Genomic DNA, 9,014 nt, shown 5'->3' with positions numbered 1-9,014 from the left:
GGTACGGGATAAGGAACCCATCCATTGAGTGGAAAAAGGATATGTCGGCAAGACCGCAGGAGGAAAAGCAAAGACGCACGACGATTGCTGATGCCCCTCTTAGTCGGGATTTTGCTTCTGTTGCAGGCCTGCACCACAGCCCCCCCGCCGGCGCCACCTACACCCAAGGGCCACCCCAAGCCCTACCGGGTGTACGGCACCTGGTATAAACCCCTGCCCCATGCCCGGGACTTCTCCCAGCAGGGCATCGCATCCTGGTATGGCCAGAAATTTCACGGACGCAAAACCTCCAGCGGTGAGGTCTACAACATGTACGCCATGACCGCCGCCCACAAGACCCTGCCGCTGGGCACCTGGGTCCGGGTCAGACGCCTGGACAGCGGCAAACAGATTGTTGTCCGGGTGAATGACCGCGGGCCCTTTGTTCACGGTCGAATCATCGATCTCTCGTATACCGCAGCCAAGGAGATGGACATGGTGGGGCCCGGCACAGCCCGGGTGGAAATTGTGGCGCTGGGCGAACGGCGCCAGACGGCCTCGGGCGACGCCTTCGTGCCCATGGACTATTACAACGGTTCATTCACCTTCCAGGTGGGGGCCTTTTCAAGCCGGGACAATGCGGAGCGTTTGCGGGCCAAGCTGGACCTGGCCTTCACCAACGCCCACATCACGCGCTATGATCGCGGCGACGCCGTCTTTTACCGGGTTCGCGTGGGCCGGTGCAACGACCTCGAGAGCGCCGAAAAGTATGAACTGCACCTGGCCGCCAGCGGCTATCCGGATGCCTTTATTGTGGCCGAGTGAAAAACCGGGTCCAAGGGGTCGAGGATTCGAGGGTCCGAGGGTCCGAGGGAAAGGCCCACCAAAGACTGAAAACCGCGGCAGATGACAAAAAATGCCTACAGATGGTGGATGTCGGAAGTCTGAACGCCTGTAAAAAATGCAGATAAATGTAAGTAATTAATATTACTTCAAAATAATGAGCCTGACATTAGCACGGCCGGAGCCATGGTTTTAACATTTTGACAGAAATTGATAGTTTACATTCACTTGACCCCTTGAGCCCTCGAATCCTTGAACCCTCTTTAATGTCACCTTTCATCTCTGGCTGTCGCCAAAGGGTAAGTATTCATTTTGAATCCTGTTAAAACCATTTTCCTCGACCGCGACGGTGTCATCAACGAAGACTCCCCCGACTACATCAAGAACTGGGCGGAGTTTCACTTCATTCCAGGCAGCCTGCATGCCCTCGCCCGCCTCACCCGCAGCGGCTGCAGCATCATCATCATCACCAACCAGTCGGCCATCAACCGCCGAATGGTTACCTTGAATGAATTGAAACAGATGCACCGCAAGCTGGGCCGAGCCGTCTCCGACAGCGGTGGCCGGATCACGGACATCTTCTATTGCCCCCACCGGCCGAATGAAGGCTGCGGCTGCCGCAAACCCAAACCGGGGTTGATCTTCGCCGCCCGGGACCGCTACGGCATCGACCTCTCCCACGCCGTGATGGTGGGCGACAGCGCCAAGGATATCCTGGCGGGTCAGGCCGCGGGCTGCGGCCGGACCGTCCTGGTGCAGACCGGCAACGGAATGACCGCCATCCAGACCCTCGAAGAGACCGGCCAGCGTCCGGATCACGTGGCCGCCGACTTGGACCGGGCCGTGCAATGGATCCTGGATCGGCCCAGTGCAAGCCCATGACCCCCCCCCCGGAAATCACCCTTACCGGCCATATCGAGCGGGTCACCTATCACAACCGCGAGAATCACTTCACCATCGCCCGGCTGCGCACCGATGAAAACAACCGGACTATCACCATCAAGGGCACCTTGCACGAGCCCCGTGTCGGGGAATCGATAGCGGTCCGTGGACGCTGGGAGACCCATCCCCGCTATGGCCAACAGCTCACCTTCACGACTTTTACGGTGCTTCTGCCGGCCACGGTGGACGGCATTCGCAGCTACCTGGAATCGGGCTTCATCAAGGGTGTGGGGCCCCGGCTGATCGAACGGATCATCGACCATTTCAAGGCCGACACGCTGGCGGTGATCGAAGCCGATCCTGATCGGCTCACCGAAGTGGCCGGCATCGGCAAGAAGACGGCCGGGCGCATCGCGGTGGCCTGGCAATCCCATCACGCCGCCAGGCAACTGATGCGCTTTCTGGAGGAAGCCGGCGTGGATACCGCCTATGCCGGTCGTCTGCTGCGTGAGTATGGCGGCGACGTCATCGACATTCTGTGCAACGACCCCTACCGGGTGGCCGAGGATATTCCCCGGATCGGGTTTCGCATTGCCGACGCCATCGTCCGGCACGCCGATACCCCCGTCGATGAAATGGACCGGGCCAGGGCCTGTATGTTTCACCTGTTCGAACAGGCCGTGGACCAGGGCCATGCCTACATCGCCCAGGACCGGCTTTTCGACCAGTGCCGGGACACCTTCGATGTCGATCCGGAAAACGGCGCAGCCGCCTTGGATCACTTCGTTCAGGCAGGTGAGCTGGTGGTGACGGATGAAGCGGATGACGCAGAATCGCCCCTGGTCTTTCCCAGACTGCTCCACCAGGCCGAAACCGTGATTGCCCGCCGCATCTCGGCCATGCAGTCCATTCCCTTGGCCGACACCCCGCCGGACAGCCGGTCGATCACCGAGGAAGTACTCAAGAAACTGTCCATCACGCTTTCCGTGCAGCAAGAGGAGATCCTCTCGCGAATGCTCTCCCACAAGGTGTCGGTAATCACCGGTGGTCCGGGCACCGGCAAAACCACGTTGCTTCGCTCGATCACCGCCGTGATGGAGGGACTGGGACGCCGGGTAATGCTGGCGGCGCCCACGGGCCGGGCCGCACGGCGCCTTTCCGAGGTGACCGGCCGGCCGGCGTCCACCTTGCACAAGGCCTTGGGTTACAACCAGGCCGACGACTGTTTCGAACGCAGTGAAGACGATCCCCTGGCAGCCGATGTGGTCGTCGTGGACGAAACCTCCATGGTGGACACCCTGCTCATGGCCCACCTGCTCCGGGCCGTGCCGGTAACCGCCACCCTCATTCTGGTGGGGGATGTATTCCAGTTGCCGTCTGTGGGACCGGGCAACGTGCTCTCCGACTTGATCCGCTCCCAAAAAATCATCACCTTCGAACTGACCGAAATATTCCGCCAAGACGAGCAGAGCGCTATCGTCGTCAACGCCCACCGGGTTCGTCATGGCCAACCGCCAATCATCACCCCCCCCGACGACCCGGATGCGCTGTCCGAGTTCTATTTCATGGAACAGGCCGATCCCGAGCGGGTGGTAGGCACCGTGGTCAAGCTCTGCCGGCATGAGATTCCGCACCACTTCAGGAAGGATGGTCACGTAAAGATGGACCCCGTTCGGGACATTCAGGTGCTCACCCCCATGCATCGCGGTCCGGTGGGCACACTCAACCTTAACCGGGTGCTCCAGGAAGCGCTCAATCCCGCCGGCGAGCAGGTTGAAGTGGTGGGCCGCCGGTTCAAGGTAGGTGACAAGGTGATGCACCTGCGCAACAACTATCGCAAAGAGGTCTTCAACGGGGACATCGGCATTCTGAACAGCATCGATATAGACGCCGAGCGTGCCGAGGTGGATTACGACGGCCGCCGGGTAACCTATGACTTCGTCGAACTGGACGAGCTGAGCCTGGCGTACGCGATCTCGGTGCACAAATCCCAGGGATCGGAATACCCGGCGGTGGTGATCCCGTTGCTGACCCAGCACTACGTCATGCTCCAGCGCAATCTGCTCTACACCGCGCTGAGTCGCGGCAAACAGCTAGTGGTCGTAGTAGGCACCGCCAAAGCCCTGAACGTGGCATTGAAAAACGATCGCCCCCAGCAGCGGCGCTCCATGCTGGCCCGGCGGTTGAACCCGGAGTTGACTGAAGACAGAGGATAAGGCCAGATGGCTGAGGACGAGGACTGAAATCGGACGACGGAGGTCGGAAGACAAACGAAAAAAGGACAATAGACAAAAAAGCAAATGACAAATCTCAAATAAATCAAAATGATCAAATTCGAAATTCCAAGCCCCTATTCTTGAAGAAAGGACATTCCTCGCATCAATCGTGGAGAACTCAGAATGACAATCCATTGCTGGTATTAGCAGTTCTTGAAATTTAGATATTGGAAATTGGAAATTATTTGAGATTTGTTATTGGTAATTTGTTGTTTACGATTTGGTTGCTCAGGATGAGCGGTATCTACCCTTGCCAGGGCATGGGATTATTATTTAACCCCCTCGCCCCGCTGGGGAGAGGGGGAAATTGGGTCAGGATGCATCCGAGTCCGGGGGTTCCGAAGAGATGGGGAACTTGAAAAAGCGGATGCCTTCGGCTTTGAGGGTCTCTTCTTCTTTGGGCGTGCTGACACCCCGGATGCTCCGGGGTTCGGTCACACCATAATGCATCTTCAGTGCCTCTTCGGCAAAATCGGCACCCACGTTGTCGAAATTATTCTGCACATAGTCGACGATTTTTTTACCCAGGGCCGCCACGTCCGCAGTTGGGCTAGGGTCGAGGGGCAGCGAGCCCGATGAACCCTTGATAGCAAACATGGAGGGCAATTTGAATACATCGGTGTCCTCGCAGACCGGACAGGCGATCATCCCCTGCTTCTTCTGCCGGTCGAAGGATCGACTGTCTTCGAACCAGCCTTCAAACTGGTGACCGTTGCTGCATTGTAGGTCGTACGCAATCATAGAGTCTTCACCTGCCTGTTTCTGTTGCACTTTTTGGATTAGCACAGGGCTTGCGGTTTGAAAAGAAATTATTGACAGATGCTTGTTTTTCAACTCAAAATAGGCCCGTTTTTTCCAGTGTCTGAAACAACCCCAATAAAATGGAGTGTGAATTGGTTATGAAAAGCCTGAAAGTAGGGTTCTTGATGGTTCTAATTGGCCTTTTGATCCTGCCGGCCGCAAGTGTCGCGGAAACCGTTTACGTGTCCGAAGACTTCGAGATTACCATGCGCACCGGCCCCGGCTCAGACCGCAAAATCATTTCACTGGTCCAGAGCGGCAAAGCGCTCGAGATCCTGGAGAAAGGTAATGAGTGGTCCATGGTGCGCGACCCCAACGGCAAGGAGGGTTGGGTGCTCAACCGCTATATAACCCCCAATCAACCCTGTGCCATGGTGCTGGGCCGGGTTCGGCAGGACTTCGACGTGCTGAGCGCCAAGTACGAGGACCTGAAGGACAATTTCGACCAACTCAATGCGCAGAAAAAAGCCACTGATGCCGATCTTTCCCAGAACCAGAAGGACCGCGACGAACTCAGTACCGCATACGAGACCCTGAAGAAAGAAGCCGCTGATTTCCTGCAGCTCAAGCAGCGCCACAAGCAGGTGAGCGCCGATCTCGAAGCGGAGAAAACCCTGTCGGCCAAACTGGATGAAGAAAACATGCAGTTAAAGCGCAGCCGCATCATCCAATGGGTGCTCACCGGCGGCGGAATCATGCTGGTGGGTTTTTTCATCGGCCTGTTCAGCTCGAGCCGGCGCAAGTCCCGCTCTTCCCTGTATTGATGGATATACAAACTGATTTTCTGATCATCGGCAGCGGCATCGCCGGGTTGATGGTTGCCCTCAAGGTGGCCGATAGCGGAACCGTGGCCATCGTCACTAAAAAGCAGGCGGTGGACAGCAACACCAACCTCGCCCAGGGGGGTATCGCCTCCGTCTTCGATCAGCAGGATTCCTTCGACCTGCACATCCAGGATACCCTGGATGCCGGCGACGGCCTGTGCAACCCGGACGTGGTCCGCCAGGTGGTGGTGGGCGGCCCTGAACGCATCCGGGAATTGATGGAGATCGGCGTCGGCTTCACCACGGAAGACGGCGGTCCGGGGGAAAATGGCGGTTCGCCCTTCGATCTGGGCCGGGAGGGCGGGCATTCGCGCAACCGCATCGTCCACGCCCAGGATATGACCGGCCGTGAAGTGGAGCAGGTGCTTTTAGAGCGGGCCCGCCAACACCGCAATATCCGCTTTTACGAAAACCACATGGCCATCGACCTGATCACCTTCTCCACCCGCATCAAACGCGGCCTGGTTACCACCACCCACGAGGATTACTGCTGTGGCGCCTATGTGCTGGACCGCCAATCGAACCAAGTCCTGACCGTCGGCGCCGGTATCACCCTGCTGGCCACCGGCGGTGCCGGCAAAGTGTATCTGTACACCAGCAACCCGGACATCGCTACCGGCGACGGCATTGCCATGGGATACCGGGCGGGAGCCACCGTGGCCAACCTTGAGTTCGTCCAATTCCATCCCACCTGCCTGTATCATCCGGCCGCAAAGAATTTTCTCATCTCCGAAGCGGTGCGCGGCGAAGGGGGGCGCCTCATGGATGCCGCCGGGAATTCGTTCATGGAACGCTATGACCCCAAAAAAGATCTGGCCTGCCGCGACGTGGTGGCCCGGGCCATCGACACGGAGCTCAAACGCACCGGTAATGACAGCGTTTTTCTGGATATCTCCCACCAACCGGCGGCTTTCGTCACAGGCCGCTTTCCCAACCTGGCTGAAAAATGCATGGCATTCGGCATCGACATGACCAAATCGCCGATCCCCGTCGTTCCTGCCGCCCACTACATGTGCGGTGGTGTGGTCACCGACATGTTCGGCCGCACGGACATCAACCGCCTCTATGCCGTTGGCGAAACCGCCTGCACCGGTCTTCACGGTGCCAACCGGCTGGCCAGCAACTCCCTGCTGGAGGCCCTGATCTACGCCGATGCCGCCGCCCGCCAGGCGGTCATCGAACATGGCGAAAACGACAAGGGAGCCCTCCCGGACATCCCGGACTGGGACGACGTGGGCACCACCGACAGCGACGAACAGATCATGGTTGCCCACAACTGGGACGAGATCCGCCGCCTCATGTGGAACTATGTGGGCATCGTGCGCTCGGACAAGCGCCTGGCCAGGGCCCAACGCCGCATCGACACCATCCAGAACGAAATCAGCGAGTACTACTGGAATTTCAAGGTCTCACCTGACCTCATCGAGCTTCGCAACATCGCCACCGTGGCCGAGCTGATCATCAAGTGCGCCGCCCACCGCAAGGAGAGCCGCGGCCTGCACTACAACATCGCCTATCCCGAAAGAGACGACCATCGCTGGAAGAAAGACACGGTGATCCGCAGGCAGATCGTGGGATAGGTCTGAGACACAGAGCGACATCAAGCGGGTATACGGTGAACCGTTCCACAACCGCTCGTCATCACCCAAACGCTTTGACCTTGTGCGCCCATTTGATGAGGCTTCGTCAATAGCGCATCGACCGGTCGGAGCCCAACGATTGCCTCTATGGCTGCAACGGGCATGTCTGCATTGAACCTTCCCTGCGGCCACGATGAACGGGATCTCTGCTTCGCCCCGACAGGCCGTGGGAAAAGCACTCACTATCGCGGTTCAAGTAGGGTCGTCGTTACGAAGTGTGTCCAAGGGGCTTGCCACCGCCGCCAGGTTTTTCTGCATAACATGGGTGTAGATCTCGGTTGTTTTAACATCCGCATGGCCCATCAGTTCCTGGACGATCCGGATATTGACGCCATTGTCGAGCAGGTGGGTGGCGTAGCTGTGACGAAATGTGTGACTGGTAATCCGTTTGGTCAACCCGGTGCGGAGTGCCGCCACACGAACGGCTTTCTGCAACCCGGAGGCGAGGACATGGTGGCGGCGCTCAAGGCCACTGCGCGGATCGACGCTTCGCTTCTTGGCCGGAAAAAGGTACTGCCAACCCAGATCGCAGGCACCAGGACCCATCTTTCTGGCAAACCCTTCCGGCAGCCAGGCCTCGCCGAATCCTTCGGCAAGGTCCGCAGTGTGAATGCGCCGCACCATCTCCAGTTGGGTGTTCAGTTTTTCAGCAAGCGACTTCGGCAGGGGCACCCCGCGGTCCTTGCCGCCCTTCCCGAACCTCACGTAAATCATGCCGCGCTCGAAGTCGATGCTGTTGACCCGCAATCGGACGCACTCCATCAGTCGGAGGCCGGCGCCATACAGCAACTCAGACATCAATAGATGCGGCCCTTGCATCCGGTTGAGCACTGTACGGGTCTCATCTACTGACATCACCACCGGCAGCCTTGGGCGACGTTTGGCCCTTATCGGGGCGATCTTGTCATTTATATCAATATGAAGAACCTGTTTATACAAAAAGATAACGGCATTTAGGGCCTGTCGCTGGGTCGCCGCCGATACCTTCTGCGATGTTGCCAAGTGACTGAGGAAGGTCTCGACCTCCTTAGCACCCCTTGTCCGGGGATGGCGCTGAATGCCGAAGTATCTGATATACCTAAGAATCCATTTACAATAGGTCTTTTCCGTGTTAAACGCATAATGATGATAGCGCAGGACCTGACGGACCTGATCCATTAATTTAAGGTCAGGATTTGGGGTGAATTTCGGTTTGGTTTCCATTATGGGCATATCCTAAAATCAAAAAGTGGAAAATATTTGGGTATATTTTCCACTTTTCGCACGTAATATGCCAATACGTGGAAAATTTTCCATTCTATAACCGTGATACGCGGAATTTTTTCCATGTATCACCACTGTTCGGCCATAGACAGCTATCATGCATCCACACTCGACAATGCTACGAGCCGCCAAACCAACACTCGGGGAGGGCCGGGTGTTCGCCCGCTACCTCGACCAAGCAGCCGAGGGCTTCTTTCGTTTTATGCTCGGTCGACGCTCCGTGGACATCCTTGCAAAGGCTTTCACTCAGTCCGACCATGACCTATCTTACCAAAACGTAACCTTTGCCGAACGGAACAAGGTCATTGTTGGAATGGTATCGGGCTACACCGCCGATCAGCATCGCTGTTCCTCGGACCGGCCCCTGAAGGGGGCTGCAGGCAGGTTTAATCTGCGGATGATGGTCGTATCAATCCTATTCGCACCACTTTTGCAAATTATCGATACCATCGCTGATGACGATTTCTACCTCCAAGCGATAGCCGTCGACAAGGAGCTTCGCGGCG

8 protein-coding genes are annotated in these 9,014 nt (G+C 57.5%); 6 read left to right on the top strand and 2 right to left on the bottom strand.

Features of this window, described 5'->3' with window-relative positions:
- Window positions 1–90: 90 nt before the first annotated feature.
- From ABYV26_RS14725 to ABYV26_RS14715, 3 genes are all read left to right on the top strand, one after another.
- Window positions 91–804 carry a septal ring lytic transglycosylase RlpA family protein gene (locus ABYV26_RS14725; protein WP_372682112.1) on the top strand — a complete coding sequence of 238 codons (714 nt, stop codon included), beginning with the start codon at window positions 91–93 and terminating at the stop codon, window positions 802–804.
- 330 nt (window positions 805–1,134) lie between these two features.
- Window positions 1,135–1,704: a D-glycero-beta-D-manno-heptose 1,7-bisphosphate 7-phosphatase gene (gmhB, locus tag ABYV26_RS14720; protein ID WP_372682111.1), complete on the top strand. Its 570-nt coding sequence runs from the start codon at window positions 1,135–1,137 to the stop codon at window positions 1,702–1,704.
- A complete protein-coding gene (locus tag ABYV26_RS14715) occupies window positions 1,671–3,920 on the top strand; it encodes an ATP-dependent RecD-like DNA helicase (protein ID WP_372682110.1) in 2,250 nt (749 codons plus the stop codon). The genes gmhB and ABYV26_RS14715 overlap by 34 nt, the downstream gene beginning before the upstream one ends.
- 372 nt (window positions 3,921–4,292) lie before the next feature.
- Here the strand turns inward: ABYV26_RS14715 and ABYV26_RS14710 are convergent, their stop codons facing one another.
- Window positions 4,293–4,721, bottom strand: coding sequence for a DUF1178 family protein (locus tag ABYV26_RS14710; protein ID WP_372682109.1), 429 nt, complete (start codon window positions 4,719–4,721; stop codon window positions 4,293–4,295).
- Between the two features lie 158 nt (window positions 4,722–4,879).
- Here ABYV26_RS14710 and ABYV26_RS14705 point away from each other — a divergent pair, with 158 nt between their 5' ends.
- Window positions 4,880–5,545, top strand: a complete 666-nt coding sequence (locus ABYV26_RS14705) for a TIGR04211 family SH3 domain-containing protein (protein ID WP_372682108.1) — start codon at window positions 4,880–4,882, stop codon at window positions 5,543–5,545.
- Window positions 5,545–7,185, top strand: a complete 1,641-nt coding sequence (nadB, locus tag ABYV26_RS14700; RefSeq protein WP_372682107.1) for an L-aspartate oxidase — start codon at window positions 5,545–5,547, stop codon at window positions 7,183–7,185. Before ABYV26_RS14705 ends, nadB begins: the two co-directional genes overlap by 1 nt.
- Before the next feature lie 252 nt (window positions 7,186–7,437).
- On the opposite strand, the gene ABYV26_RS14695 is transcribed toward nadB, so the two are convergent.
- Complete coding sequence (locus tag ABYV26_RS14695) at window positions 7,438–8,448, bottom strand: integron integrase (protein ID WP_372682106.1); 1,011 nt, start codon at window positions 8,446–8,448, stop codon at window positions 7,438–7,440.
- 214 nt (window positions 8,449–8,662) lie between these two features.
- Between ABYV26_RS14695 and ABYV26_RS14690 the strand changes: the two genes are divergently transcribed.
- Window positions 8,663–9,014 (top strand): hypothetical protein (locus ABYV26_RS14690; protein ID WP_372682105.1); only part of this gene is annotated, 352 nt, incomplete at its 3' end.

The sequence above is a fragment of the Desulfosarcina sp. genome, assembly GCF_041551955.1.
In the GTDB taxonomy this organism is placed as follows: Bacteria; Desulfobacterota; Desulfobacteria; order Desulfobacterales; family Desulfosarcinaceae; genus Desulfosarcina.
This window is presented reverse-complemented; position numbering and strand designations above follow the sequence as displayed.

Coding starts and splice junctions, on each gene's coding strand:
- ABYV26_RS14725 (WP_372682112.1), top strand. CDS start 91: ATGCCCCTCTTAGTCGGGATTTTGCTTCTGTTGCAGGCCTGCACCACA.
- ABYV26_RS14715 (WP_372682110.1), top strand. CDS start 1,671: ATGGATCCTGGATCGGCCCAGTGCAAGCCCATGACCCCCCCCCCGGAA.
- ABYV26_RS14710 (WP_372682109.1), bottom strand. CDS start 4,721: ATGATTGCGTACGACCTACAATGCAGCAACGGTCACCAGTTTGAAGGC.
- ABYV26_RS14705 (WP_372682108.1), top strand. CDS start 4,880: ATGAAAAGCCTGAAAGTAGGGTTCTTGATGGTTCTAATTGGCCTTTTG.
- nadB (WP_372682107.1), top strand. CDS start 5,545: ATGGATATACAAACTGATTTTCTGATCATCGGCAGCGGCATCGCCGGG.
- ABYV26_RS14695 (WP_372682106.1), bottom strand. CDS start 8,448: ATGGAAACCAAACCGAAATTCACCCCAAATCCTGACCTTAAATTAATG.